The organism is Exiguobacterium alkaliphilum (genome assembly GCF_018138125.1).
Classification (GTDB): domain Bacteria; phylum Bacillota; class Bacilli; order Exiguobacteriales; family Exiguobacteriaceae; genus Exiguobacterium; species Exiguobacterium alkaliphilum.
Map to the genome: position 1 here is coordinate 1,587,283 of NZ_CP073101.1, position 26,796 is coordinate 1,614,078.

28 protein-coding genes are annotated in these 26,796 nt (G+C 54.1%); 27 read left to right on the top strand and 1 reads right to left on the bottom strand.

Translation table 11 applies throughout. The annotated features are described in order from the left end of the window. Positions 1 to 72: 72 nt before the first annotated feature. The 6 genes from xerD to KB235_RS08205 all read left to right on the top strand — a co-directional run bounded on the left by xerD (position 73) and on the right by KB235_RS08205 (position 5,302). Complete coding sequence (gene xerD, locus KB235_RS08180; RefSeq protein WP_034818193.1) at positions 73 to 957, top strand: site-specific tyrosine recombinase XerD; 885 nt, start codon at positions 73 to 75, stop codon at positions 955 to 957. 23 nt (positions 958 to 980) lie between these two features. Beyond that, positions 981 to 2,147, top strand: coding sequence for a phosphopentomutase (gene deoB / locus KB235_RS08185; protein WP_211779349.1), 1,167 nt, complete (start codon positions 981 to 983; stop codon positions 2,145 to 2,147). 13 nt (positions 2,148 to 2,160) lie between these two features. Then, positions 2,161 to 2,970, top strand: a complete 810-nt coding sequence (locus KB235_RS08190; protein WP_034805097.1) for a purine-nucleoside phosphorylase — start codon at positions 2,161 to 2,163, stop codon at positions 2,968 to 2,970. 38 nt (positions 2,971 to 3,008) lie between these two features. Then, positions 3,009 to 4,310: a pyrimidine-nucleoside phosphorylase gene (locus tag KB235_RS08195; RefSeq protein ID WP_034805095.1), complete on the top strand. Its 1,302-nt coding sequence runs from the start codon at positions 3,009 to 3,011 to the stop codon at positions 4,308 to 4,310. Positions 4,311 to 4,415: 105 nt separating this feature from the next. Continuing rightward, complete coding sequence (locus KB235_RS08200) at positions 4,416 to 4,856, top strand: peptidylprolyl isomerase (RefSeq protein WP_034805093.1); 441 nt, start codon at positions 4,416 to 4,418, stop codon at positions 4,854 to 4,856. 89 nt (positions 4,857 to 4,945) lie between these two features. Continuing rightward, positions 4,946 to 5,302 (top strand): GNAT family N-acetyltransferase, encoded by a 357-nt coding sequence (locus KB235_RS08205; protein ID WP_034805092.1) that lies wholly within the window; start codon positions 4,946 to 4,948, stop codon positions 5,300 to 5,302. Positions 5,303 to 5,362: 60 nt separating this feature from the next. On the opposite strand, the gene KB235_RS08210 is transcribed toward KB235_RS08205, so the two are convergent. Continuing rightward, positions 5,363 to 5,833: a DUF309 domain-containing protein gene (locus tag KB235_RS08210; RefSeq protein ID WP_246514145.1), complete on the bottom strand. Its 471-nt coding sequence runs from the start codon at positions 5,831 to 5,833 to the stop codon at positions 5,363 to 5,365. 81 nt (positions 5,834 to 5,914) lie between these two features. On the opposite strand from KB235_RS08210, the gene KB235_RS08215 reads away from it, so the two are divergent. From KB235_RS08215 to tdh, 21 genes are all read left to right on the top strand, one after another. Then, positions 5,915 to 6,679 carry a segregation and condensation protein A gene (locus KB235_RS08215; RefSeq protein ID WP_211779351.1) on the top strand — a complete coding sequence of 255 codons (765 nt, stop codon included), beginning with the start codon at positions 5,915 to 5,917 and terminating at the stop codon, positions 6,677 to 6,679. Then, a complete protein-coding gene (scpB, locus tag KB235_RS08220) occupies positions 6,657 to 7,250 on the top strand; it encodes an SMC-Scp complex subunit ScpB (RefSeq protein WP_200871096.1) in 594 nt (197 codons plus the stop codon). The genes KB235_RS08215 and scpB overlap by 23 nt, the downstream gene beginning before the upstream one ends. Before the next feature lie 3 nt (positions 7,251 to 7,253). Continuing rightward, positions 7,254 to 8,012, top strand: a complete 759-nt coding sequence (locus tag KB235_RS08225; protein WP_034805086.1) for a pseudouridine synthase — start codon at positions 7,254 to 7,256, stop codon at positions 8,010 to 8,012. A gap of 138 nt (positions 8,013 to 8,150) precedes the next feature. Further along, positions 8,151 to 8,729 carry a redoxin domain-containing protein gene (locus KB235_RS08230; RefSeq protein WP_051690385.1) on the top strand — a complete coding sequence of 193 codons (579 nt, stop codon included), beginning with the start codon at positions 8,151 to 8,153 and terminating at the stop codon, positions 8,727 to 8,729. A gap of 19 nt (positions 8,730 to 8,748) precedes the next feature. Next, positions 8,749 to 10,296, top strand: coding sequence for a cytochrome c biogenesis protein ResB (resB, locus tag KB235_RS08235; protein WP_034805081.1), 1,548 nt, complete (start codon positions 8,749 to 8,751; stop codon positions 10,294 to 10,296). Further along, positions 10,296 to 11,480: a c-type cytochrome biogenesis protein CcsB gene (ccsB, locus tag KB235_RS08240; protein WP_034805078.1), complete on the top strand. Its 1,185-nt coding sequence runs from the start codon at positions 10,296 to 10,298 to the stop codon at positions 11,478 to 11,480. The genes resB and ccsB overlap by 1 nt, the downstream gene beginning before the upstream one ends. 160 nt (positions 11,481 to 11,640) lie before the next feature. After that, a complete protein-coding gene (locus tag KB235_RS08245; protein WP_211779352.1) occupies positions 11,641 to 12,357 on the top strand; it encodes a response regulator transcription factor in 717 nt (238 codons plus the stop codon). Continuing rightward, complete coding sequence (locus KB235_RS08250) at positions 12,357 to 14,060, top strand: sensor histidine kinase (protein WP_034818207.1); 1,704 nt, start codon at positions 12,357 to 12,359, stop codon at positions 14,058 to 14,060. Before KB235_RS08245 ends, KB235_RS08250 begins: the two co-directional genes overlap by 1 nt. Positions 14,061 to 14,113: 53 nt before the next feature. Continuing rightward, positions 14,114 to 14,665 (top strand): cob(I)yrinic acid a,c-diamide adenosyltransferase, encoded by a 552-nt coding sequence (locus KB235_RS08255; RefSeq protein ID WP_034818209.1) that lies wholly within the window; start codon positions 14,114 to 14,116, stop codon positions 14,663 to 14,665. A gap of 8 nt (positions 14,666 to 14,673) precedes the next feature. Further along, positions 14,674 to 15,912: an EF-P 5-aminopentanol modification-associated protein YfmF gene (yfmF, locus tag KB235_RS08260; RefSeq protein ID WP_034818211.1), complete on the top strand. Its 1,239-nt coding sequence runs from the start codon at positions 14,674 to 14,676 to the stop codon at positions 15,910 to 15,912. Beyond that, entirely contained in the window at positions 15,909 to 17,168 is a 1,260-nt protein-coding gene (yfmH, locus tag KB235_RS08265) for an EF-P 5-aminopentanol modification-associated protein YfmH (RefSeq protein ID WP_211779353.1), read from the top strand. The genes yfmF and yfmH overlap by 4 nt, the downstream gene beginning before the upstream one ends. After that, entirely contained in the window at positions 17,165 to 17,860 is a 696-nt protein-coding gene (locus KB235_RS08270) for an SDR family NAD(P)-dependent oxidoreductase (RefSeq protein WP_211779354.1), read from the top strand. The genes yfmH and KB235_RS08270 overlap by 4 nt, the downstream gene beginning before the upstream one ends. 96 nt (positions 17,861 to 17,956) lie before the next feature. Next, entirely contained in the window at positions 17,957 to 18,733 is a 777-nt protein-coding gene (locus tag KB235_RS08275) for a YmfK family protein (RefSeq protein ID WP_024371601.1), read from the top strand. Positions 18,734 to 18,760: 27 nt separating this feature from the next. Next, positions 18,761 to 19,633, top strand: coding sequence for a helix-turn-helix domain-containing protein (locus KB235_RS08280; protein WP_211779355.1), 873 nt, complete (start codon positions 18,761 to 18,763; stop codon positions 19,631 to 19,633). Positions 19,634 to 19,663: 30 nt separating this feature from the next. Next, the gene (gene pgsA, locus KB235_RS08285; protein WP_034818218.1) at positions 19,664 to 20,242 is read left to right on the top strand and encodes a CDP-diacylglycerol--glycerol-3-phosphate 3-phosphatidyltransferase; all 579 of its coding nucleotides are present in this window, start codon (positions 19,664 to 19,666) and stop codon (positions 20,240 to 20,242) included. Between the two features lie 59 nt (positions 20,243 to 20,301). Beyond that, positions 20,302 to 21,531 (top strand): competence/damage-inducible protein A, encoded by a 1,230-nt coding sequence (locus KB235_RS08290; protein WP_211779356.1) that lies wholly within the window; start codon positions 20,302 to 20,304, stop codon positions 21,529 to 21,531. A 76-nt stretch (positions 21,532 to 21,607) separates the two neighbouring features. Continuing rightward, complete coding sequence (recA, locus tag KB235_RS08295; protein ID WP_211779357.1) at positions 21,608 to 22,657, top strand: recombinase RecA; 1,050 nt, start codon at positions 21,608 to 21,610, stop codon at positions 22,655 to 22,657. Between the two features lie 185 nt (positions 22,658 to 22,842). Further along, positions 22,843 to 24,405 (top strand): ribonuclease Y, encoded by a 1,563-nt coding sequence (rny, locus tag KB235_RS08300; RefSeq protein WP_034818221.1) that lies wholly within the window; start codon positions 22,843 to 22,845, stop codon positions 24,403 to 24,405. Positions 24,406 to 24,453: 48 nt separating this feature from the next. Next, positions 24,454 to 25,248 carry a TIGR00282 family metallophosphoesterase gene (locus tag KB235_RS08305; protein WP_034805045.1) on the top strand — a complete coding sequence of 265 codons (795 nt, stop codon included), beginning with the start codon at positions 24,454 to 24,456 and terminating at the stop codon, positions 25,246 to 25,248. 26 nt (positions 25,249 to 25,274) lie between these two features. Then, a complete protein-coding gene (locus KB235_RS08310) occupies positions 25,275 to 25,535 on the top strand; it encodes a stage V sporulation protein S (protein ID WP_024371608.1) in 261 nt (86 codons plus the stop codon). A gap of 169 nt (positions 25,536 to 25,704) precedes the next feature. Then, positions 25,705 to 26,781 (top strand): L-threonine 3-dehydrogenase, encoded by a 1,077-nt coding sequence (tdh, locus tag KB235_RS08315; RefSeq protein ID WP_211779358.1) that lies wholly within the window; start codon positions 25,705 to 25,707, stop codon positions 26,779 to 26,781. Positions 26,782 to 26,796 lie beyond the last annotated feature (15 nt).

A 26,796-nucleotide genomic window follows, 5' to 3' on the forward strand; every position in this document is an offset into this window, starting at 1 on the left:
TCTTCACAACGGTTTACATAAGTGATATGATGTAAGCGTATTCAGGTGTGAACGAGAAAGGAGGGGGATATCATGCGTTCGCAAGTCGAGTCTTTTTTACAATATATGACCGTTGAGAAACGAATGTCCTCGAACACGAGACAAGCCTATGCGAGCGATTTGACGCAGTACTTATCGACATTGACGCAACTCGATGTCACGGACTGGAACGATGTCTCACGGTCCCATATCGTCAAACATATGGAAGAGTTGTCTCAAGCAGGACGAGCCGCATCATCACTTCGACGCGCCGTCAGTTCGATTCGGACGTTCCATCATTATCTAAAGATGACGAATGAAACGTCGACCGACCCGTCACTGTATCTAGAGTCGCCGAAAGCGGAGCGGCAACTGCCGGACACGTGGTCGCAAGAGGAAGTCGAGCGGTTGCTCGACAGCGTCCCGACGTCAGACCCGCTCGCGCTTCGTGACCGGGCCATGCTCGAACTGTTGTATGGTACCGGGATGCGGGTCAGTGAACTTCTTGGCCTTGATTTGGATGATTTACAGTTCGAATTGGGGTATTTACAGTGTGAAGGCAAAGGGGAGAGTGCTCGAATCATCCCGGTCTCCTCTGTCGCCCAAGGATTTGTCGAACGGTATATCCAGCAAGCCCGTAACGGGATTGGTGGTCGGGAGACGGAAGCACTGTTTCTGAATGGACGGGGTGGACGCCTCAGCCGTCAAGGATTTTGGAAGATGATCAAGCGACGCGCGAAAGAGGCCGGCATCCAAAAAGAAATTACGCCGCACGTGCTCCGTCATTCGTTCGCCACGCACCTTCTCGAGAACGGTGCCGATTTGCGTGCGATTCAACAGATGCTCGGTCATGCAGACCTCTCTACGACTCAAGTTTACACCCATGTCAATAAGTCCCGGCTTCACGATGTATATCGGAAACATCATCCCCGGGCGTAACACCTTTAAAGGAGGAACTTTTTGTGAAGAAATTTAAACGTATTTTCCTAGTCGTCATGGACTCGGTCGGGATTGGCGAAGCGCCAGATGCCGAACAGTTCGGGGACGCAGGCTCAGACACGCTCGGTCATATCGCTCGCGAGCACGGCGGGTTGGCGATGCCGCACATGGGCCGTCTCGGTCTAGCGAACATCAAACCAATCGAAGGCATCGAGGCATCGGACGCACCGAGCGCTTACGGACGGATGCAAGAAATCTCGGCTGGGAAAGATACGATGACAGGACACTGGGAAATCATGGGGCTTCACATCGATACGCCGTTCCGTGTATTCGAGGAGTTCCCTGACGATTTGATCAATCGATTGAAAGAGTTCAGCGGGCGTGACATTATCGGCAACAAACCGGCTTCAGGGACAGAGATTTTAGATGAGCTCGGAGAAGAGCACGTCAACACGGGCGCCCTCATCGTCTACACGTCGGCCGATTCGGTGCTCCAAATCGCAGCGCACGAAGAAGTCGTGCCGCTCGACGAGTTATACCGCATCTGTGAGTATGCGCGTGAAATCACACGAGAAGATCCGTACATGCTCGGTCGCATCATCGCGCGCCCGTTCATCGGTACGCCTGGGGCTTGGGTCCGGACCTCGAACCGTCACGATTATGCCCTCAAACCGTTCGGGAAAACGGTCATGAACACGCTTCAAGATGCCGGGAAAGATGTGATCGCACTCGGGAAGATTAGCGATATTTACGACGGTGAAGGCGTGACGAAGGCCGTTCGCACAAAGTCGAACATGGACGGCATGGACAAACTTGTCGAATCGCTCGATGAAACGTTCGAAGGACTTTGCTTCTTGAACCTCGTCGACTTTGATGCACTCTTCGGTCATCGCCGTGACCCGGCTGGTTATGCGCAGGCACTCGAAGAATATGACGCGCGGTTACCAGAAGTGTTTGCCAAGTTGCGCGAGGACGACCTCTTAATCATCACGGCAGACCACGGGAACGACCCGACGCATCCAGGTACGGACCATACGCGTGAATACGTCCCGCTCATCGTTCATCACCACGGAGCGACAGCGATCGACCTCGGCATTCGAGGCACGTTCGCAGATATCGGCGCGACGGTCGCGGATAACTTTGACGTCGACGCACCAGCAATCGGAAAAAGTTTCTTAAACGAAATTTGAGGAGGCCATTCACATGGTAAATTGGAATGAAACGAAAGCATTTTTACAGGAACGCATGAACGGCACACCGGAGATCGGTTTGATTTTAGGGTCAGGGCTCGGTGTACTTGCCGACGAGATTGAAAACCCTGTCGCCATCCCTTATGAAGACATCCCACATTTCCCGGTGTCGACGGTCGAAGGCCATGCCGGCCAACTTGTCTTCGGAGACCTTGAAGGAAAACGCGTCGTCGCGATGCAAGGTCGTTTCCACTTCTACGAAGGCTATTCGATGGAGCAAGTGACGTTCCCGGTACGTGTCCTCAAATTGATTGGTGTCGAGACGCTCATCGTCACAAACGCTGCCGGCGCATGTAATGAGAACTTCAACCCGGGAGATTTGATGATCATCACGGATCACATCAACTTCTTCGGGACGAGCCCGCTCATCGGAAAAAACGCGAACGAATTCGGAACGCGTTTCCCGGATATGTCGGAAGCTTATGACAAACAGCTCGTGAAATTGACGGAACAAGTCGCTTCAGACCTCGGTCTCAACGTCCAAAAAGGGGTGTACTTCGGGAACACCGGCCCGACGTATGAGACGCCTGCCGAAGTGAGAATGGCTCGCCTGCTCGGAGGCGACGTCGTCGGGATGTCGACGGTCCCAGAAGTCATCGTCGCACGTCACTCGGATATGCGCGTTCTTGGCATTTCTTGCGTCTCGAACATGGCGGCCGGTATTTTGGATCAGCCGCTCAATCACGAGGAAGTCATCGAGACGACAGAACGCGTCCGTCAAGACTTCTTGTCACTCGTGCGCGGCACAATTAAAAGCATCTAATTCAATCCCACTTACATCCAACTAGGAGGACGAAACTTATGCGTATGGTCGACTTGATTTTGAAGAAACGTAACGGTGGCGAATTGAACGAGGAAGAGATTCGCTTCGTCGTCGAAGGGTTCACGAACGAATCGATTCCAGATTATCAAATGTCTGCCCTCTCGATGGCGATTTACTTCAACGGGATGACAGAGAAAGAGACAGCTGCCCTCACGATGGAGATGGTGAAGTCTGGGGACGTCATCGACCTCTCGAACATCGAAGGCAAAAAAGTCGATAAACACTCGACAGGAGGCGTCGGCGACAAGATCAGTCTCATCGTCGCGCCACTCGTCGCGTCAATCGGGATTCCGGTCGCGAAGATGAGTGGCCGTGGCCTCGGCCACACGGGCGGAACGATTGACAAGTTGGAGTCGTTCCCTGGTTTTAACGTCGAATTGACGGAAGAACAGTTCACGAAACAAGTGAACGACATCAAGATGTCGATTATCGGCCAGACGGGGAACTTGACGCCGGCTGATAAGCGCCTGTATGCGCTACGTGATGTCACGGCGACAGTTGATTCAATCCCGCTCATCGCGAGCTCGATTATGTCGAAGAAGATTGCGGCCGGTGCCGACAGCATCGTCCTCGACGTGAAGACGGGGTCTGGCGCGTTCATGAAATCGTTCGATGATGCGAAAGCGCTCGCCGAGGAGATGGTCGCGATTGGGAAGAACGTTGGCCGCCAAACGGTCGCTGTCATTACCGACATGGACCAACCGCTCGGTTTTGAGGTCGGGAACGCGAACGAAGTGAAGGAAGCGATTGAGGTATTGTCTGGAAAAGACGTCGAGGACTTGAAGACGATCGCGTTGACGATTGCTGGCCACATGGCCGTTCTCGGCGGGTTCTATCCGACGTTCGATGAAGCGTACGCTGACCTCGAGAAACGGATTGCCGATGGGCACGCCCTCGAGGTGTTCCGTCAGTTCGTAGCGGCACAAGGTGGCGACGCGTCGCTCGTCGATGACTTGTCGAAACTTCCGCAAGCAAAATATGAGACGACGTTCGTCGCGAAGCAGGCGGGCTACGTCGAGTCAATCATCGCCGATGAAGTCGGTGTCGCCGCGATGCTCCTCGGGGCAGGTCGGGCAACAAAAGATGATCAGCTCGACTTCGCGGCCGGCATCACGCTCGAGAAGAAAGTCGGCGACCGGGTCGAAGAAGGCGACGTCATCGCCGTCTTGCGCGCGAACATTGAAGATATGTCTTCGGCGCTCGAACGGATGGATCACGCCTACACAATCGGTGAGGCGAAGCCTGAGGCGCGTCCGCTCATTCACGCGGTCATTCAGTAAGTCAGAACGCCTGTTTCCACAAAACAGTGGAGACAGGCGTCTTTTTTTGATAGAATGGGCAATGTGAGTGATGATAACTATATGAACATAAAGGGGTTTTTGTACATGAAAAAAGGATCGATGAAACTTGAGAACGGTGAAATGATCGAATTCGACTTGTTCCATGACGCAGCACCAATCACGGTAGAAAACTTCGAAAAACTTGCGAACAGCGGCTTCTACAACGGCTTGACGTTCCACCGTGTCATCCCTGGCTTCGTGAGCCAAGGCGGATGCCCACAAGGAACGGGTATGGGCGGCGCAGGCTATACGATTCCTTGCGAGACGTCGACATCGTTCCCATATAAACATGAGGCAGGCTCGCTCTCGATGGCACACGCTGGACGCAACACAGGTTCGTCACAGTTCTTCATCGTCCACGAGCCACAGCCGCACTTGGACGGTGTGCACACCGTATTCGGGAAAGTGACGTCTGGTCTCGAGCATGCAGTCAAGCTCCGTCAAGGCACGAAGATGGCCGAAGTCAAGGTGTGGGACGAGAATTGATTTTTGTATGACCGTTATGGCACAATGAGCCATGTCTCTCACGTGTTCACTTCGTGAAACTTGAATGACTAAAGGTGGTGAAACCAGCAATGCTGGTGAAATATAAACAATCGTACGAAAAGACAGCGATGGGCCTCTTGGCGTTCTCGTGTAGCGACAAGTCCCCGCTCGCGCTGTTAGAGCTCGTCCGCTCTTACGAGGAAGACCCTGCCCGTTTCCTTTATCTATGGAAAGTCGGGGAAGACTTCGTCGGAATCATCGGGATGGAACAACAAGATACGACGATGCATATTTTGCATATCGCCTTGTCGCCATCGTTCCGGGGCGAGAAACGCTCTTATGAACTGCTCGATGAGACTCGAAATTTGTTGCCGCTTGACTTGACGCTAACGGGTCAAGGCAAGACAGGTGAACTGCTTGATAAATGGAATCAAGTGGCCATATAAAAAGCTAGGCAGCGTGCCTAGCTACTTGACTGCAGACAACGATGTCTGCAGTTTTTTATGTCATTTTTTGGCCTTGTTTCGAGCTTCAAGTGCCCGCAGTCGTTCCTTGACGACTGGACTTCGGTCGCGATACAGGTGCTTGTGCACGAGCTCTTCAAAAGAGAGGTCGGTCGGTGCGAACGCGTGTTTCAATCGTTCGATGCGGGCCCTCGTCGTCGGCTCGAGCGGGAGTACGGTCGACAAAGGCCATATAGTCAGGTCGCGTTTGAATTGTGGGATGTCGACGCCGAGCGACTGGAGTTCGTCTGCGGCGAAATCGAGTTTACGGTGCAACGCGGCGATACTCTTTCGTGCACCGATCTCATTGCCGCGTCGGGCGTGATAGTGGGCGACCGCATATTGGATGAGCACCGCATAGCCGAGTGATGCCCGGTTTCCGGCTTGCCATGCCTCTTCGAGCACTTCGTGGCATTCAAAATAATCGGCATGGCACTCGAACAAGAGCGTATACTGGGTAAAAGGGGTAGTCAAATCAAATTTCTCCTTTCGTGGTCGCAGTCCTATAAAACATGTTATACTAAAGCGCAAAAATGTAAAATGGCAGGTGTCTCTATGGAAGCGTATAACGTCAAAATTGATACGTTCGAAGGGCCGCTCGATTTGTTGCTCCATTTGATTGGGAAGATGGAGCTCGACATCGTCGATATTTCTGTTGCGGAAGTCACGGACCAGTATGTCGCCTTCATCCGTACAATGCAAAAGTTTGAGCTCGACGTCGCGAGCGAATATTTGGTCATGGCAGCGACGCTCCTCCAATTGAAGAGTAAGCAGCTATTGCCCCCTGTACCCGTCGAGGAAGACGACATCCCTGACTTTTCGGATGAACCGACACGCGAAGGGTTGATTCGTCAATTGATTGAATATAAAGCGTACAAAGAAGCGGTCGTCTTCATGCGTGAACAAGAGGAGCAACGGCTCGAAATGTATAGCCGTCCCGGTGACGATTTATCGCGTTATACGTCTGAACATGAGCCGTATGACGGGCCGCTGAACTTTTCTGATTTACTTCACGCCTACTCGAAGATGGTCGAGCGAAAGCGTTGGAAAGAACGGCGTAAGAAAACGATCAAACGTGAAACGCGCACGCTTGAAGAGCAGATGACGCGGCTGCATGAACACGTCGCATCGAAACGGAAGACGTCGTTCTTCGCTTTCTTCGAGGAACGGCCGGACGTGTCCGACCTCGTCGTGACGTTCATGGCGCTCCTCGAGTTGATCAAGTTGCGCGTCGTGACGACTTCGCAAGTCGAGCGTGATATCGAGATCTCGTTCATCGAGACGTCAAAGGAAAGGGATGAAGCCGTTGTTGTCCTATGAAACTATCATTGAAAGTTTACTGTTCGTCGTCGGGGAGGAAGGGATGGAAGTCCGAGCACTCGCCGAGACGCTCGACATCTCGGAAGCCGCCGCCCGTGAACAGTTAACGAAACTCGAGATCTCGTTCAAAGACTCGGGTCGTCCGTTTCAACTGATTGAATCGGCCGGTGTCTATAAGCTCGTGACAATCCCGGACGTGTCGCCTTACATTCAGCGATACGTCGGGACGATGGCGGAACAGGCGCTCTCGCGTGCGGCGATGGAGACGCTCGTCATCATCGCGTATAAGCAACCGGTGACGCGGGCAGACATCGAGGAAGTGCGCGGTGTGAAAGTGGAACGTGTCATTCACACGCTACTCTCAAAAGGCCTCATCGAATCGGCCGGTCGCGCGAAGACGCTCGGTCGCGCAAAGCTTTACCGGACGACCGAGCATTTCCTTGATCATTTCGGGTTTAACTCGCTCGACGAGTTACCACCATTAACATTTGAAGACGAGCTCTCGGACGAAGGCGATTTGTTCTTCGCAGAGCCGGCACGTCATTCGCAAGACAGATTGGAGAAGGATTAATTCATGGAACGTTTACAAAAAGTAATTGCCCAAGCAGGTGTCGCTTCACGGCGAAAAGCAGAAGAAATGATTTTAGACGGCCGCGTCCGTGTCAACGGGAAAGTCGTCCGTGAACTCGGTACGAAAGTTGGACCGAAATCAGAAGTTGAAGTCGATGGTGTCAAAATCGAACAAGAAGAGCACGTCTATTACGTCGTCTACAAACCGAGCGGCTACGTCTCGACGGTCGATGACGATAAAGGACGAAAAGTCGTCACGGACCTCGTCCCACCAGGCTCGCGCGTTTTCCCGGTCGGTCGTCTCGACTACAATACGACAGGGTTGATTCTACTCACGAACGACGGCGAGTTCTCGAACTTGATGACGCACCCGAAGTTCAAGATTCCGAAGCGCTATGTCGCGAAAGTGAAAAATGTCCCGTCGTACATCGCCATCAAAGAACTCGAGTCGGGCGTCAAGCTTGACGACGGCTTCAAGACGGGTGGTGCGAAAGTCCGGATGAAATCGGTCGACCATAAGAAAAACACGGCGATCGTCGAGCTCGTCATCTCCGAAGGTCATAATCGCCAAGTCCGTCGCATGTTCGAAGCGGTCGGCTCGGAAGTGATTAAACTGAAACGTGAACAGTTCGGTTTCTTGACGCTTGACGGGTTGACGACAGGAGAATGGCGTGAACTTTCACGCAAAGAAGTGTCGAAACTTCGCGAACTCGCGAACCCGACCGTCCCGCTCGAAAAACGAGGCAAGAAAAAGAAGAAATGACAATAAAAAAATCGTCCTTTGTAGGATGATTTTTTTGATTGTGGAGATTGTGTGACAAAACAATGAAAAAAGTCTGTTAATGTGCGTTTTTATTGTTTTTTCAGTACAATAGCAACTGAAAGGAAGGTGTGATCAATCATGAAGAAAGAGAAGACGGGTGACCGCATGGAGCAAGCGATGGCCCATAAGAAGAAACGTTCGTTTTGGCGGCTCATGGTCATGACGATGGTGCTGTTCGCAGGTGCGGTCGTCGTCATGCAACTGATTGAACAAGCAGGAAACGACGGCCGGGTCGAAGCCGGAGATACGGCACCGAATTTCAAGCTTGTCAGCCTCGATGGGGCGACGATGCTCGAACGTGAGAACTACGAGGGCAAGGGACTGCTTTTAAACTTCTGGGGTACGTTCTGTGAGCCGTGCAAGAAAGAGATGCCGGTCGTCCAAGAAAACTATGCGACGCTACAAGACATGGGGGTCGACTTCTGGGCGGTCAACGTCGGGGAGACGCCACTTCGCGTCGACAATTTTGTAAACGGTCTCGGCGTCAAGCTCGACTATCCGATTTTGATGGATACGCGTAGCGAGGTCGAGAAGGCATACGGCATTTATAACTTGCCGGTCACGTTCGTCATCGATGAGGACGGGAACGTGATTGAGAAATATGAAGGTGAACTCACAAAAGAGAAATTGATGGAGTTGGCCGAGAAGTCATTGTAAGGGAACGGGGGGCGCACACATGCTAGATATGAAATATGACGGCGCTGATTTGCGGTCGAAACGACGTCCGAGATCATGGATTGATCGCGTCTGGAGCTTCTTTGCATCGGTAAAGGTCGGGCTCTGGTTGATTGCTGTGATTATCGTCGGTTCCGCTGTCGGTACGATTTTCCCGCAGGAAATGTACATCCCGCAACAATTGCCGGCGAGCCAGTATTACACGCAAGAGTACGGTTCGGCCGGAACGCTCTACTACACGCTTGGATTCCATAATCTTTATACGTCATGGTGGTATATCGGGCTCATCGTCATGTTGACACTGTCGCTCATCGTCGTGTCAATCGATCGGTTCTTCCCGTTGTACAAAGCGTTGAAAAACCAGCCGGTGCGACGTACCGACCGTTTCATGCGTGGGCAACGTCTAACTGGAGAAGGAAAAGGCTCGGACGCACAAATCGATGCGTTCGGTGACGCTTTAAAAGCGAAACGCTATCAAGTGAAGCGTGACGGTGACGCACTGCTCGCCGAGAAACATCGCTTCGGGCGCTGGGGCCCATACGTCAACCACGTCGGTCTCGTCATCTTCTTCATCGGGGCGATGCTCCGCGTCTTCCCTGCCTTCTATACAGACACGCTCGAATGGGTGCGGGAAGGGGACACGGTCGCGCTCGAGGCGACCGAAGACGAGTATTATTTGCGCAACGACCAATTCATTCTCGAGATGTACGACCCAGAGAACAATGAGGAAGATGCGAAGTTCGCCGATGCAATCGAGAAGGCGGGTGCCGTCCCGAAAAACTATGAGACGGAATTGACGCTCTTCAAGAAGACCGGGACGAACGATGACGGATCGCCTGTTCTCGAAGAAGTCGAGGTCGGTTCGACGAAAGTGAACCATCCGTTCAAGTTTGATAAGTATGAAGTCTATCAAGAGCAGTACTCGAGCCGTCCCGAGTTCTTATCGATGTCGTTTAGCGTCGGTGATAAAGAGACGGGCGAACTGTACGGCCCGTTCACGGTCGACTTGGACAACCCGGAGACGACGTATGCGCTCGGGGACGTGACGGTCTCGTTGAAAGACTTATATCCTGACTTTGAAGTGCGAAACGGGGTGCCGGATACGAAATCGCCGCGCGCATTGAACCCGGCGTTCTTCTTCACAATCGATACGCCGGAAGGGACGAGCGAGACGAACTTGATTGGAATCCGGATGAACGTGGCCGACGAAGAGAATCGGTATGCCGTTCAATTCGCAGGGACCGAGATGGCGAGTACGAGTGGTCTCCGGGTGAAGAGCGACTCGACGTACCCGATTTTAATCGTCGGTGGGACGATCTTTATGATTGGGATCGTGATGGGCATGTATTGGCCACACCGTCGCGTCTGGATACGTCGTCACGGTGAGACGGACGTCCTCGTCGCGGGCTTCACGAATAAAAACCCGTCGTCGCTTCGTCGTGAAGTGTCGCCGCTTCTCGAGAAGGCAGGGCTGCCGATTTGGGAAGATCAGGCGATGTTCGAAAAAGAGACAAACGCCAACTCAACAACTGAAAGAGGGGAATCTTAATGGAATGGATTCAATGGAGCAGTCGTCTGCTCCTCATCGCGTTCATTTTATACGCCGTCGCGACCGTGTTGTTCACGATCGCGGTCAGCGGGATGCGTAAAGACCGAAACGTCAACCGTGTCCCATACGGCAAAATCGCGTTCATCTTGGCTGTGATCGGCTTTATCGCCCAGACAGGCTACTTTATTTTACGCTGGGCCGGTGTCGGTTATGCGCCTGTGTCGAACTTGTACGAATATACGACGTTCTTTGGAATGATGATAGTGCTCGGTTTCCTCGTCGTCTATGGGATTTATAAAAATGATGTGCTCGGCTTGTTCGCGATGCCGGTGGCGCTACTCGTCATCGCCTTCGCTTCGATGTTCTCAAGCGACGTGGCACCACTTATCCCGGCACTCAACAGTGTCTGGTTGAAGATTCACGTCACGACGGCCGCCCTCGGGCAAGGCATTCTCGCAATCAGTTTCGCGTCAGGACTCATCTTCTTGTTAAATGAGACATCGATGCGCGAACAATCGAAGTCGCGCACGTGGCTCGAAGTGACGATGTTCGTCCTCGTCTGTACGCTCGGCTTCATCCTCATCTCGATGCTCTTCAAAGGGATTGGTGCCGGTGGTGTCGTCGAGTTCACGAACGACCGAGGCGGCCAAGAGACGTACGAGTACTTCATGCCGATCTTGTTCGCACCAGAAGGCGCACAACTCCTATCTGGGTCGAGCGGCTTGTCACTTGAGCTTCCGAACTTCATCAACACGTTGAAGTTGAATACGCTCGTCTGGTCGGTCATCGCGGGACTCGTGCTCTACGTCTTGCTCCGCTTCGTCATTCTCCGTAAGCGGATCGCCGAGTCGTTGCAGCCGCTCGCGAAGAAGGTCAGCCTCGACCTCGCCGATGAGATCAGTTATCGCTCGGTCGCCATCGGGCTACCGGTCTTCATCCTCGGCGGCCTCATCTTCGCCATGATTTGGGCACAAATCGCCTGGAACCGATTCTGGGGCTGGGATCCGAAAGAAGTGTGGGCGCTCATCACGATGCTCATCTATATCTATTATCTCCACATGCGAATTCAGCGCGGGTGGACGGGAACGAAAGCGGCCTGGCTATGTGTCGGCGGTTTCGCTGTCATCATGTTCAACCTCGTCTTCGTCAACCTCGTCATCGCCGGGTTGCATTCGTACGCGTAATGAAAGAAGTCACTTCGGTGGCTTCTTTTTTCGTAAGGGCATAGAACTCACCGTTGTGAAGCCAAATAATAGAGTGGTATAGTTATGAAAGAGAGCGGAATGTTCACAATTGTGCAACAATCGCTACATCTTGCAATGGATCTCTAGGAGGTTTTAGTGGATGGCTGATAAAACGAAAATTCTAGTGGTCGACGATGAGGAAAGAATTCGTCGACTGTTGAAAATGTATCTCGAACGCGAACAGTACGTCATCGAAGAAGCGACGAACGGGGAAGAGGCGCTGCAGCTCGCACTTGAGCGTGATTATGACGTCATCTTGCTCGATTTGATGATGCCTAAGATGGACGGGGTCGAGGTGTGTACGGAACTCCGTAAGTCGAAAGCGACGCCGGTCATCATGTTGACGGCGAAAGGCGAAGAGATTGACCGGGTCCAAGGGTTCGAGGTCGGGGCGGACGATTATATCGTCAAACCGTTCAGCCCACGTGAAGTCGTCCTGCGCGTCAAGGCGCTTCTTCGCCGCTCGGGAGCGACGAAGTTCCTCCGGACGTCAGAGAAGTCGAAAGACTTGATCGTTTATCCGCATCTGACGATTGACAATGACGCCCACCGCGTCACCGTCGATGGCGAAGAGATCGCCCTCACGCCGAAAGAGTATGAGCTCTTGTTCTTCTTGGCGAAACAAGTCGATAAGGTGTTCTCGCGCGAACAGTTGTTAAAAGAGGTATGGAACTATGAATTCTTTGGAGACCTTCGAACGGTCGACACGCACGTCAAACGGCTTCGTGAGAAGCTGAACCGGATCTCCCCTGACGCCGCCCAAATGATTACGACGGTATGGGGTGTCGGCTACAAGTTCGAAGCCGTCAGTGAGTGATGGTTCGCCGTAACAGTATCGTCACGAAGCTCTGGCTGACGATTCTCGTCCTCGTCAGTCTCGTCTTGTTCATCGTCTCGGTCCTCATGCTCGAGTTCTTCAACTCGTTTCATATCGACCAGGAGCGAGGACACTTGGCCAAGCTCGGTGGACAAGTCCAGTCGGTGTTGCTTCAAGAAGGCGACACGTCGCGCACCGTCGACCAAATCATCGAGGTGTACGGGGCCAACTATATTCTAGAGAATGGTTCTGTCCGTTCGAACTTCGGGACGGAAGTGGACGGACTGATGACCGAGCTCGGACGTCAGGCATGGGAGCCGTATCAACAAGTCGGCGAGACGGCGATTGGTAATTTTTCTTCCTTCGACGATCAAGCCGCCTTGGCGTACCGGACGACGTTCCCGCTCGAGACGGGTGACTACACGCTCTACTTGCTCGAGCCGCTCGATGCGATTTCAAGCGCCAATGAAGGGGCGCGCACGATCATCTTTTGGACCGTCGCCTCCGCGATTATCGCGACGACCGTGTTCGCGTTCTTCCTGTCGACGCGAATCACGGCGCCGCTTCGGGAGATGCGTGACGCCGTCAATAAGACGGCCGAAGGTCAATTCGATTTACGTCTTGAACAACGGACACATGATGAAATCGGACAGCTCGCCGGATCGTTCAACGCGATGAGCAGCCAGCTCGCGACGTACGTCAACGCGCTCGACCGGGAGCGGCTACAACTCGCCTCGATTTTACGCTCGATGGCCGACGGTGTCATCACGCTCGACCGCCACGCGAACGTCATCGTGACCAACCCGCAAGCCGACCCGTTGTTCATCGACGGGCAGCCGCATGACGTCGTCTTGTCACTCTATGAGGAAGTCGTCGACGGCGCCCCGGAGAAGACGATTGAAGTGAAACAGAACGAGCATTATTATACGCTCACGGTCACGCCGCTCATCGGGGAAGAGGATTTCGAAGGCGCCGTCGTCGTCATCCGCGACACGACCGAGAGCCATCGCCTCGACAAGATGCGGACCGATTTCGTGGCGAACGTCAGCCATGAGCTCAGGACCCCGCTCGTCACGCTACAAGGCTATTCGGAAGCGATTATCGACGGGATGACGGAAAGCGATGACGCGACGAAAGAATTCGCCTCCATCATCTACGATGAGTCGCTCCGTCTTGCGAGGCTTGTCAACGATTTGCTCGACCTCGCGAGAATCGAGTCGGGCAAAGAGACGATGCAGTTCATGCCGCTCGACCTCGGTGAGTTCTTGCCGCGCGTCATGCGCAAGTTTAAGCAGATGGCGAAAGAGAAAGGGATTGAACTCGATGCGAGCGCACCGAGCCGGATGCTTGAAGCAGACGGCGACCGTCTTGAGCAAGTGTTCACGAACTTGATCGGCAACGCCATCGCCCATACGGACAGCGGATCGATTCGCCTTGACGCGGTCGAGGAGGAAGACGGGGTAGTGATTCGCCTCATCGACACCGGTACGGGTATCCCGAAAGAAGACTTGCCGTTCGTGTTCGAACGGTTCTATAAAGCCGACAAGGCGCGGACGAGCGGTGGCAAGACCGGCACCGGAATCGGCCTCGCCATCGTCAAAAACGTCATCGATGCCCATCACGGATCGGTCGACGTCTCAAGTGTGCTCGGTGAGGGGACGACGTTCACGATTCGTCTCCCGTACACCCAGCCCGATGCATAATGACAATGGTGACTCCTATGGGTCACCATTTGTGGCATAAAGGAGGAAATGACATGAAACTGTACACTCGAGGCGGTGACAAAGGCGAGACGTCTCTTATCGGGGGACGCGTCTTAAAAGTTCATCCGCACATTCAGGCGATGGGGTTGTTAGATGAACTGAACAGTCATATCGGGCTCGCGCTCGCCCATCAAACCGATGATGTGCTTCGTGCCCAGCTGACGAAGATTCAACACGACTTGTTCGACCTCGGTTCAGAGCTCATGTACACTGAGACCCCACCGAAACTCGTCGATCTGGTCATCGTCACCGAGCTCGAGACATGGATTGACGAGCTCGAACCGAAATGCCCGGAACTGAAACGGTTCATCTTACCGGGTGGGAGCGTCGCTGCGGCGAGCCTGCACGTGGCGCGCACCGTCTGTCGACGTGTCGAGCGAGAGCTCGTCAATGTCGATGCGGCCTCACGCCAACTCCCATTTTATAACCGGCTGAGCGATTACTTGTTCACTGCGGCCCGTTACGCGAACGTCGTGGCCGGTGTGCCCGACCAAGAATATGCCCGTGGCGCCGACGTGTTCAAAACGAAAAAGAAAAAGGAGTAGGTCTACTTATGAAAGGAATCGAACAATTCCAACAGCGTTTGCACTATTCGGTCTATCCGACCGATAAGTTTAAGACGACGACGTGCCTCGTCTCGTTCTCGGCACCGCTTTCGAAAGAGACGATTGCCGACCGTGCGTTGTTGCCGTATATCATGGAGAAGTCGACAGCGAACTATCCATCGATTGAAGCGTTCCATACGCCGTTAGAAGAACTGTACGACGCCGCGCTCTACGCCGGCGCCTCGAAAGTCGGGGCCGAACATGTCATCCAGTTCCAACTCGAGGTCGTGAACGACAGTCTCGTCGGGGAAGCCGTACTCGCGAAGGCGATCAAACTACTAGAAGAAGTGCTGCTTCGCCCGAACGCGTTCGATGGCGCATTCCAACCGTTGATTGTGGAACAGGAACTGCGTCTTCAACGACAGCGCATCGAATCCGTCTACGATGACAAGATGCGTTTCGCCCAACAACGCCTGCAGGAGATGCTCGGCGGCGAGCTCGCCATCCCGTCGCTCGGTACGCTCGAGCAGTTGGCGGAAGTGACGCCGCGCTCGTTATTCGAGGCGTACGAGGCGATGATTCAACACGACCGAATCGACGTCTACGTCGTCGGCGATGTCGACCGGGCTCAAGTGACGGAAGCGTTCGCGCCGATTGAAACGCTCGGCGCCGCGCTACCGCGCCGCTACCCAGAATCCGTCGTACGCGAGTTCCAACGTCTCGAGGAAGCCCAGTCCATCAACCAGAGCAAACTTCACCTCGCCTATGCCGTCGATGTCGACCCGACGAGCGAGGATGCGGTCCGGATGCAAGTCGTCAACGGGTTGTTCGGTGGGTTCCCACATTCGAAGCTGTTCATGAACGTGCGCGAGAAGGAGAGCTTGGCGTACTACGCGGCCTCGCAATATAGCTCGCTTAGCCGCATGTTGTTCGTCTACGCCGGCATCGACATGACGAATCAAGCAAAGACCGAACAGATTATCACCGACCAGCTCGTTGACTTGCAGGCGGGTACGTTCGAAGAGGAGACGCTCGAGCAGACGAAAGAGATGCTCTACCACCAGCGCCGTCAGCTCGGAGACAACCCGCGTCAATTGATCGCCTGGATGAGCGGGTCGGATATCCGCCCGTTCACACTCGAGGAAGAGATGGCGATTATCGGACGGACATCGCGAGACGATGTCGCGAAGCTTGCACAACGAATCGATTTGAAGGCAGTGTATTGTTTAAAGGGGGAGACGACATGAGAGTAGAGTTTCCGCACGTCGGTGAGACGCTGCATCATACCGTGCTCGACAACGGATTGACCGTCTATTTATTGAAAAAAGTCGGCTATGAGAAGACGTACGCCACATTCACGACGAAATACGGGTCGATTGACCGCCGCTTTAAGACGGAAGAATGGGTGGACGTGCCGGACGGGATTGCCCATTTCCTCGAGCATAAGATGTTTGAAAAAGAAGACGGGGACGTCTTCCAGAAGTTCGGGCGATTCGGGGCGTCGGCGAACGCATTCACCTCGTTCACCCGGACGGCGTATTTGTTCGGAGCGACCTCGAACGTCGAAGCGAACTTGACGACGTTGATCGACTTTGTCCAAGCACCTTATTTCACCGAGGCGTCGGTCGAGAAAGAGAAAGGGATTATCGGTCAAGAGATTCAAATGTATCAAGACAATCCCGGGTGGCGTCTATACTTTGGATTGATTGGGGCGATGTACGCCGAGCATCCAGTGAACATCGATATCGCCGGAACGATCGAATCGATTGGCAAAATCACGGCGGACGACTTGTACACCTGCCACCACGCCTTCTACCACCCGAGCAACATGGTGTTGTTCGTCGTCGGGAACATCGATCCTGAAGGCGTGCTCGAGCAGATCAAAGCAAATCAAGCCGCGAAGACGTTCGAAGCACCCGTCTTGACGGCACGGGAACAAATCGAGGAACCAGAAGCAGTCCATCAGTCCGAACGAATCATCGAGATGGACGTCTCGGTGCCGAAAGTGATGATTGGTTACAAAGACACGCCACGTGCCGGTGCGGCGGGCATGAAGCAGGAGCTCATCGTCGAGTTGCTCCTCCACAGCCTGTTCGACACGACGGCGCCCCTTTACGCGGAACTTTATGCGGAAGGATTGATTGACGATGCGTTCTCGTTCGATTATACGTCGGAAGACACGTTCGCGTTCGCCGCGCTATCGATGGAGACGCCTCACGTCGACACGTTCGTCTCGCGCATCACGGCCGCGCTTGAACGTCCGCTCAACTTAGACGAGGCGACGCTCGACCGCAAGAAACGGATGATGAAAGGGCAATTTTTAAAAGCGCTCAACTCACCGGAGTTTATCGCCAACCAGTTTTCACGGTACGCCCTTAGCGGTGGCAACATGTTCGAGATGCCGGACGTGATCGATGAAATCACGCTCGATGACCTATACGAGGCGTACGGCCGACTGTTCCAGTCTGACAAACGAGCCGTCTCGATCGTCAAAAAGCCGTGAGAACGCTCATTACCGGTGCGAGCGGGGCGATCGGCCAAGCGGTCGCGAGAGCGTTTCGCGGTGACGCACTCATCTTGCAGGCGAATCGAAACGGCGCCACGCTCGAGGCGTTCGTGAAAGCGGAACGACTCGATGCCCGAGTCGACACGTGCGACCTCGAAGACGAAGACGCGCTCGAAGCGTGGATGACGTCAATCGAGCAAATCGACCGTCTCGTCTACGTCGCAGGGAACCACGTCCACGGCCTCGTCGTCGACCAACCGATTCACGACCTCGATCGTTTATACCGTGTCCACGTCCGTGCGCTCACACGTCTCGTTCAACGGGCCGTCGCAGCGAAACCGTATGACGCCCCGCTCGACATCGTCGTCGTCTCGAGCGTCTGGGGCGAGGTCGGGGCAGCCGGTGAAGTGTTTTACTCGACCGTGAAAGCGGCGCAGCTCGGTTTCGTCAAAGCGTTCGCCCGCGAGGCCGGACCGTTCCATGTACGCATCAACGCCGTCACGCCGGGCTGGATAGATACGCCGATGAATGATACGGTAGAAGAGACGAAAGACGAGGCGATTCAGGCGATTCCGCTCGGGCGTCTCGGCCATGTCGACGAAGTGGCCCGGACGATTCGCTTCCTCTGTTCTGAGGAGGCAGGATATATGACCGGCGCCATCCTGCGAATCGATGGAGGTTGGCAGTGACGACTTCGTGAAATGGAAAAACGAGTTCTTTTCAATTCTTCTAAAATAATTTAGAATGAACAAGGTAGTGAACGTGTAGCGGAAAGGGTGGACCGGATGGATCATAAGTTCGAAGAATGGTATCTCGAGTATGAACTTTGCCAAAATCGACCTGGTATTCTCGGTGACATCGCATCACTCATGGGAATGCTCCAAATCTCAATCGTGACGATTAACGGGGTCGACCTGCAACGCCGTGGGATGCTGTTAAAAGCGCCGGCAGCCGATCACGTCCACCGGCTCGAACATATCCTCCGCAAGATGGAAGCGATCGCCGTCATCAAGCTGCGTCGGCCGAAACTTCGCGACCGTATCGCGATTCGGCACGGGCGCTATATCGAACATGATAACGATGACAAAAAGACGTTCCGGTTCGTCCGCGAGGACTTAGGTGTCCTCGTCGACTTTGTCGCCGAACTGATGAAAGAAGAGCGTCACCTGTTGATTGGTGTCCGCGGCAATCCGCGTGTCGGGAAGACCGAGTCGATTGTTGCGGCCAGCGTATGTGCCAACAAGCGCTGGCTCTTCCTCTCGTCGACGCTCATGAAGCAGACGGTTCGGACATCGTTGTTTGAAGAAGAACGGGAAGGCGATCACGTCTACATAATCGACGGCGCCGTCTCGACAAGGACGATGGACGAGCGGCACCGTCAACTGATTCGAGAAGTCATGCGGCTCCCGGCCGTCAAAGTGATTGAACATCCTGACCTATACGTCCGGAACACGGACTGCGTGTTCGAGGACTTTGACTATATTATCGAGTTGCGCAACAATCAAGATGAAGTCATCATCATCCCGCAAGAAACGCATCGTGAAGCAGAATGGTTTGAATAATTACTTGAATGGAAGGTGTGGACCCCTGTGACAGAACTAGGGACTTTTTTGAAAGAAAGGCGTGAGGCGAGCGGCTTGACGCTCGACCAAATCCAGCAGACGACGAAGATTCAAAAGCGCTATATCATCGCGATCGAGGAAGGTGATTATAAAAATCTCCCTGGTTCGTTCTATGCACGGGCGTTCATCAAGACGTATGCCGAGTCGCTCGGTCTAGACGTCGACGAGTTGTACGAAACGTATGCGAAAGACTTGCCGAAAATCGAACCGCAACCGACGGCGCAGTTGTCTCGCAAACAGACGTACTCGAAAGCATCGGAGACGTCGAGCCGCGTCTCACGTTGGGTGCCGAAAGTGATGCTCGTTCTCGTCGCCTTCTTGCTCATGACGGCCGTGTGGTACGTGGTCCGAAGCCTTGATTTTGGCGGGCAAGACGCTTCACCGAACGAGGCGCCGAGCTCTGGCGTGTCAATCAACCAAAATGAAGAAGTGCCAGAAGAAGAGCCGGCTGAAGAAGCGCCGGTCGAGGAAGAGCCAGTCGAGGAAGAGCCGGTCGAAGAGACAGGCCCCATCGCCGTCACCGAGACGAACGGAGCCGACTTGACGTATGAGATTGCGACCGCTGAGCGATTGACGACCGAGATTCATGTGAAGGAGTCACCGGCGACGTATGTCGGGGTCCGCGATACGTCGCTTGAAGGACCGTTCCTCGCACCTGAGTATCCGAACCAATCGAAACAAAATCCAATCGTCATCGAAGACGCCGAGACGGACACGCTACGCATCCGAATCGGTTTGATCGGTGGCGTCGAGAAAATCGTCGTCAACGGTCGAGAGCTCGAACTAGCCGATTCACCGGTCACACAAAATATTTTTGTGAAGAGAGTCGATGCTGAATAAGCCGACGCTCTTCTAGAGGAGGAGTTCTCGATGAACCTACCTAACCGCTTGACGATGTTACGGGTCGTATTGATTCCCGTCTTCGTCGTCTTGCTCGCAGTAGACTTTGAGTGGGGAGACATCGCTTTCCTCGGAGCGGAAGTCCCGCTCCATCAATTTTTAGCCGCCGTCGTCTTCACGGTCGCGGCCATCACCGATTGGCTGGATGGCCATTTGGCGAGAAAGCACAATTTGGTGACGAACTTTGGGAAGTTCATGGATCCGCTCGCAGACAAATTACTCGTCACCGCGGCGCTCGTCTTGCTCGTCGAGATGAATCTCGTCGCGGCGTGGGTCGTCGTCGTCATCTTGTCGCGTGAGTTTGCCGTGACCGGGCTGCGACTCGTCGCAGCCGATGAAGGCATCGTCGTCGCGGCCGGTAAGTCAGGCAAGGCGAAGACGTGGGTCCAGCTGTTTGCCATCATCTTCTTATTGTTCGGGAACCCGATTTTCAGTTACGTCGGCATCCCGTTCGGAGAGTGGGCGATGTGGCTCGCTCTCGCCTTGACGATTTATTCGGGAGCCGAATATTTCGCCCAAAACTATAAAATCATTGTAAAGTCGATGTGAATCGAGGAGACGAGTTGTGGTTGCAACTCGTCTTTTTTGAATCGTGAGGAGGAGAATCCATGCAACGGACCGAAATCATTGCGGTAGGTTCTGAACTACTGCTAGGCGAAATCACAAACACGAACGCGCGTTACATCTCACTTCAATTGTCGAAGCATGGCATCCCCGTCCTGTATCATGTAGTCGTCGGGGATAACGCCGCGCGCCTTAAAGAGACGTTCGCCAAGGCGCGGGAGCGCAGCGACTTCGTCATCGTCACCGGCGGGCTCGGCCCGACGAATGACGACATCACGAAGACGGTTCTCGCCGACTTACTCGGCCGTCGAATCACCCGGGACGAAGCCTCGCTCGACACGATTGCGCGATTCGTCCGCTCGCGAGGACGTGAATTGAACGAAGGGGACCGACGGCAAGCCGACGTGTTAGAAGGTTGTGAGGTGCTCGCCAACCCGGTCGGTCTCGCTCCCGGGATGTGGCTAGACGATGGGGGGACGACGTGGCTCCTCTTGCCGGGCGTCCCTCGGGAGATGAAGGCGCTCGTCGAAGCGACGTTTCCGCAAAAGTTTTCGGGGGCGACACTCGTATCCGAGTCGCTCCGTTTCTATGAGATAGGCGAATCGGCACTCGATGACGCCGTGTCGCACTTGATGACCGGATCGAATCCGACCGTCGCCCCGTATGCGGAGTCCGGGGAGGCGCGGCTACGGATCAGTGCGAAGGCGACAACGGAAAGCGAGGCAAACGAGATGATTGCCGCCGTGAAGCAAGATATTTTGAACCGTGTCGGCGCCTATTATTTTGGGTCGGATGAGGATACGTTGGCGACCGCGTTGCTTCGCGAACTCGAACGTCGACAGTCCACGTTGTCCGTCGCCGAGTCGTTGACGGGCGGACGCGTCCAAGCGATGCTCACCGCCGTCCCGGGTGCGTCGAACGTGTTTCGAGGTGGCGTCGTCACGTACTCCGACGAGCTAAAAAATAGGTGTTTAGGGGTGTCTCTTGCTACAATAAAGTCTCACTCGGTCGTCTCAAAAGAAGTGGCTTCTGAGATGATCCACGGCTTGATTCAACTGACGTCGACCGATTATGGGTTGGCTTATACAGGAGAGGCCGGTCCCGTCTCAAGTTCCGGACGGCCTGTCGGGACGGTATATATCGGCGTGAAGACGAGACGTGGCATTGATGTGATTGAACGCCACTATCCGCATCAAGAACGACACGTGATTCAAGAACGGGCCGCAAAAGATGGATTATGGGCATTATTGAAACGAGTAAAAAAAGGCGAATAAACGTTCGCAAAAAACTTGTGTATGTGATGTCGTTAGCTTATAATAGGAGTATCAATCAAAGGAGGCTCATTTATCTATGAGTGATCGTAAACAAGCGTTAGACATGGCGTTACGCCAAATCGAGAAACAGTTCGGTAAAGGCTCAATCATGCGCCTTGGTGAAAATACAGATCAACAAGTATCGGTCACACCGTCAGGGTCGATCGCCCTCGACATCGCCCTCGGCGCCGGCGGCTATCCGCGGGGACGCGTCATCGAAGTGTACGGACCAGAATCTTCAGGTAAGACGACAGTAGCCCTCCACGCGATCGCCGAAGTACAAAAACGCGGAGGTCAGGCAGCGTTCGTCGATGCCGAGCACGCCCTCGACCCGAAATACGCGAAGAACCTCGGTGTCAACATCGACGAGCTTCTCTTGTCACAGCCTGATACAGGGGAGCAAGCGCTTGAAATCGCTGAGGCGCTCGTCCGTTCAGGTGCGGTCGACATCCTCGTCGTCGACTCGGTTGCGGCACTCGTCCCGAAAGCCGAGATTGAAGGGGAAATGGGGGACTCGCACGTCGGTCTCCAAGCCCGTCTCATGAGCCAAGCGCTCCGTAAGTTGTCTGGGGCGACGAACAAGTCGAAGACGATCGTCATCTTCATCAACCAAATCCGTGAGAAGATTGGGATCATGTTCGGGAACCCGGAAACGACTCCAGGTGGACGTGCCCTCAAGTTCTACTCGTCTGTCCGTCTTGAAGTGCGTCGTGCTGAGACGCTCAAGCAAGGACAAGACATGGTCGGGAACCGGACGAAGATTAAAGTCGTCAAAAACAAGATCGCACCACCGTTCAAAACGGCGGAAGTTGACATCATGTACGGAGAAGGAATCTCACGTGAAGGGGAGCTCATCGACATCGGGGCCGACCTCGATATCGTTCAAAAGAGCGGTGCGTGGTACTCATACAATGAAGAACGTCTCGGTCAAGGCCGTGAGAATGCCAAACAGTTCATGAAAGAGAATCCGCACGTCGCGGCAGCTGTCGAAGAACAGATTCGCGATCATTACGGGTTGAACGGCGAAAAAACGGTCACCGTCGCTGCGGAAGACGATGACGTGCTCTCGCTTTTAGATGAGGAATAAGTGACACGTCTCACTCAGAGGATTCTGAGTGAGATTTTTTTAGTATAATTTTTTTATGAATTGGTAGTTCTATCCTGTCCGCGCATTGCATTCTCCTATGTAAATAAGTACAATAAAGCTAGACGCGGGCTCGCTCGCGTATTCATTCATGAAAAATAAAATAACCTTGCGAAAGGGAGGTGAACATGATGGAATGGCTATTAGAGCTTATTCTGATCCTCCTTTTGCCGATAGCTTTTGTTGCAGGTTTTTTTGTGCGTAAATCGATCGCCGAAGCGAAGATTCAAGGTGCTGAGACGGAAGCGACCAAGATTGTAGAGCAAGCGCGACAACAATCGGAAGCGATGCAAAAAGAAGCACGGCTTGAAGTAAAAGAAGAGATGATTCAACTTCGCAACGAGACGGAGCAAGAACTGCGCGAACGTCGCGAAGAGCAAAAGGTGAAAGAGAACCGCCTCGTTCAAAAAGAAGAGGTCCTCGACCGGAAAGCAGACATGCTCGAACGGAAAGAAGACTCACTCGACGAACGGGAAGCGACACTCGCGAAACGCAAACGCGAAGCCGAGACGCTTGAGAGCAAAGTGGAGGAACTGTACGAGGAAGCGCGCCAAGAACTCGTTCGCGTCGCAGCCTTGTCGAAAGAAGAAGCACGGACCATCATCATGGACGAAGCGAAGCAGGAAGCGCTTCACGATGCTGCTCTCCTTCAAAAAGAAATCGAGCAAAAAGCAAAATTTGAAGCTGATAAAAAAGCGAAGCACCTCTTGTCGCTCACGATGCAACGTTACGCCGCCGAGCATGTGGCGGAGACGACGGTTTCGGTCGTCAACTTGCCGAGCGATGAGATGAAAGGCCGCATCATCGGACGCGAAGGACGTAACATCCGGACGCTCGAGACGCTCACAGGTATTGACCTCATCATCGATGACACACCGGAAGCGGTCATCCTATCCGGATTCGACCCGGTCCGTCGTGAAATTGCCAAGATGACGCTCGAGAAACTCGTCCAAGACGGTCGGATTCACCCGGCCCGAATCGAAGAGATGGTCGAGAAGTCACGCCGTGAAGTCGATGAGCGCATCCGTGAATACGGGGAAGAAGCGACGTTTGAGGCCGGCATCCACGGTGTCCATCCAGACCTCGTCAAGACGCTCGGTCGCATGCGCTACCGGACGAGCTACGGTCAAAACGTACTCGCCCACTCGGTCGAAGTGGCACATCTCGCCGGCATGATGGCCGCCGAGCTCGGAGAAGACGTGACGCTCGCGAAACGAGCGGGTCTCCTCCACGACATCGGGAAAGCGATTGACCATGAGGTCGAAGGCAGCCACGTCGAGATTGGCGTCGAGCTGGCCACGAAGTACAAAGAGCATCCGGTCGTCATCAATTCGATCGCCTCGCACCACGGAGACGTCGAAGCGACATCGACGATTGCAGTGCTCGTCGCTGCGGCCGACGCGTTGTCAGCGGCACGGCCTGGTGCCCGCCAAGAGACGCTCGAAAGCTACATTCGTCGCTTAGAGCGCCTCGAATCGATTTGTGAATCGTTCGATGGCGTCGAGAAATCATACGCGATTCAAGCAGGTCGAGAAGTGCGCATCATCGTACGTCCGGACGTCGTCGACGACGTCGTGGCAAGCAAGATGGCACGCGATATCTGTAAGCGGATTGAAGATGAACTCGATTATCCAGGACAAATTAAAGTGACGGTCATCCGCGAAACGCGGTCCGTCGATTATGCGAAGTAAAAAAGCGGAGACCTTCTCCGCTTTTTCTATTGATGGAGGAGGAACAGCATGAAGATTTTATTTATCGGTGACGTCGTCGGGAAACCGGGACGGGACATTTTGGCCGCGCAAATCGGTCGTTTGAAAGATAAGTACAACCCGACGTTCATGCTCGTCAACGGCGAGAACGCGGCGAACGGGCGCGGCATCACGAAGAAGATTTACCAACAGTTTTTAGAGCTCGGTTTCCATGGTGTGACGATGGGGAACCATACGTGGGACAACCGCGACATCTTCGATTGGATTGATGATGCCGATCGCATCGTCCGCCCGGCCAACTATCCGGACGGGACACCAGGCGTCGGGGTGATGGTGTTGAAGCAGCGCGGGAAGAAGCTCGCCGTCATCAATGCGATGGGGACGGTCTTCCTCCCGTCGCTCAACTGTCCGTTTCGAACGGTCGACGCATTGATTGAAGAGGTGAAAGATGACGTCGACGCCATCTTCGTCGATATGCACGCCGAGGCGACGAGCGAGAAGATTGCGATGGGCTACCACTTAGACGGTCGTGTCCAAGCGGTCGTCGGCACACACACGCACGTCCAGACGGCCGATGAGCGCGTGCTCGCGGGTGGGACGGCCTATATCACAGACGTCGGCATGACGGGACCGCTCGACGGTGTGCTCGGTATGGACGCGGACGTCGTGTTGAAAAAATTCCTGACACAACTGCCGGTCCGGTTTGAAGTTGCCGAGGGACGGGAACAACTTAATGGAGTTTTAATCACAATCGATGACCAATCGAAGCGAGCCACAAAAATCGAACGCATACACCTAGACGATCAGACCGTTTGGTTTGACTGAACAACCTACCCGAGGGGGAAACAAGAATGGACGTACTCAAAGTTTCGGCAAAATCGAATCCCAACTCCGTTGCGGGTGCACTCGCTGGCGTACTTCGTGAAAAGGGAACGTGTGAAATTCAAGCAATCGGCGCCGGAGCGCTCAATCAATCGATTAAGGCGGTCGCCATCGCGCGCGGTTTCGTCGCGCCGAGCGGTCTCGACTTGATTTGTATTCCGGCGTTCACGGATATTTTGATTGACGGGGAAGAACGAACTGCGATTAAGCTCATCATCGAACCGAGATGAGCTTGCGGTCGGGACATAGGTCCTATTCTTGTAAAGAGGAGCCATCGGCGCGGATGGCTCCTCTTTTTTTGATTGAAATCCGACGTTCTGTCTTCTCAGTTTCGTCATTTTATGACAAGATGAAAGAGAACGTGAAGTTCGATTAAGAGATAAGAGGGGGACGTTTTCAATGGCACAGCTCGTGTCAACGACAGAGAAGGAAGCAACGACACCTGTTATGAAAGCGATTCAAAAACATGCGGCCGGGTTCGGGGCAAGATTGGTCGAAGTACCGATTCCGACACCGGGTCCGGGTGAAGTATTAATCAAAGTGACGGCGACATCGATTTGTGGGACCGATGTCCATATTTACGAGTGGGATGATTGGGCGAAGAGCCGCGTCAAGCCGCCGTACGTGTTCGGTCACGAGTTCTCGGGGGAAGTCGTGGCGCTCGGGGAAGGGGCGAAGCGCATCAAAATCGGTCAAGCCGTTTCGGCCGAGACGCACATCGTCTGTCACCAGTGCAAACAGTGTCTGCGCGGACAATATCACATCTGTAAAAACACGAAGATCATCGGCGTCGACACGCAAGGGTGCTTCGCCGAGTACGTCGTCATGCCGGAAGAAAATTTATGGGTCAACCCAGACTCGATGCCGGCGAAGCTCGCCTCGATTCAGGAGCCGCTCGGCAACGCCGTCCATACGGTGCTCGCGAGCGACGTGTCGGCCAAATCGGTCGCCATCGTCGGCTGCGGACCGATCGGGCTCATGGCCGTCGGGGTCGCCAAGGCGGCCGGGGCGAGCCGTGTGTATGCGATTGACGTCAACCCGTATCGGTTGAAGCTCGCCGAAGAGATGGGGGCGGACGTCGTCATCAATAGCTTAGAAGAGAATCCGCTCGAGTTGATTATGAACGAGACGGACGGAGACGGCATCGATGTCGTCTGTGAGATGAGCGGGCATCCCGTCGCGATTGATCAAGCGTTCAAGATGGTCACGGCAGGGGGCGACGTCAACGTGTTGTCCCTTCCGGCGAAACCGGTCGCCATCGACTTGACGCGCGACGTCGTCTTTAAAGGGGTCCGAGTTCAAGGAATCACCGGGCGCAAGATGTATGAGACGTGGGGCCAAGTGTCGACGATGCTTGCGACCGGGCAATTGAACGTCGAACCGATTATCACCCACGTGTTCAAGCTCGAGGAGTTCGAGCAAGGTTTCGAGCTCATGCGGGCCGGGAAATGTGGAAAGGTCGTCTTATTACCATAAATAGGGGGAATCGAT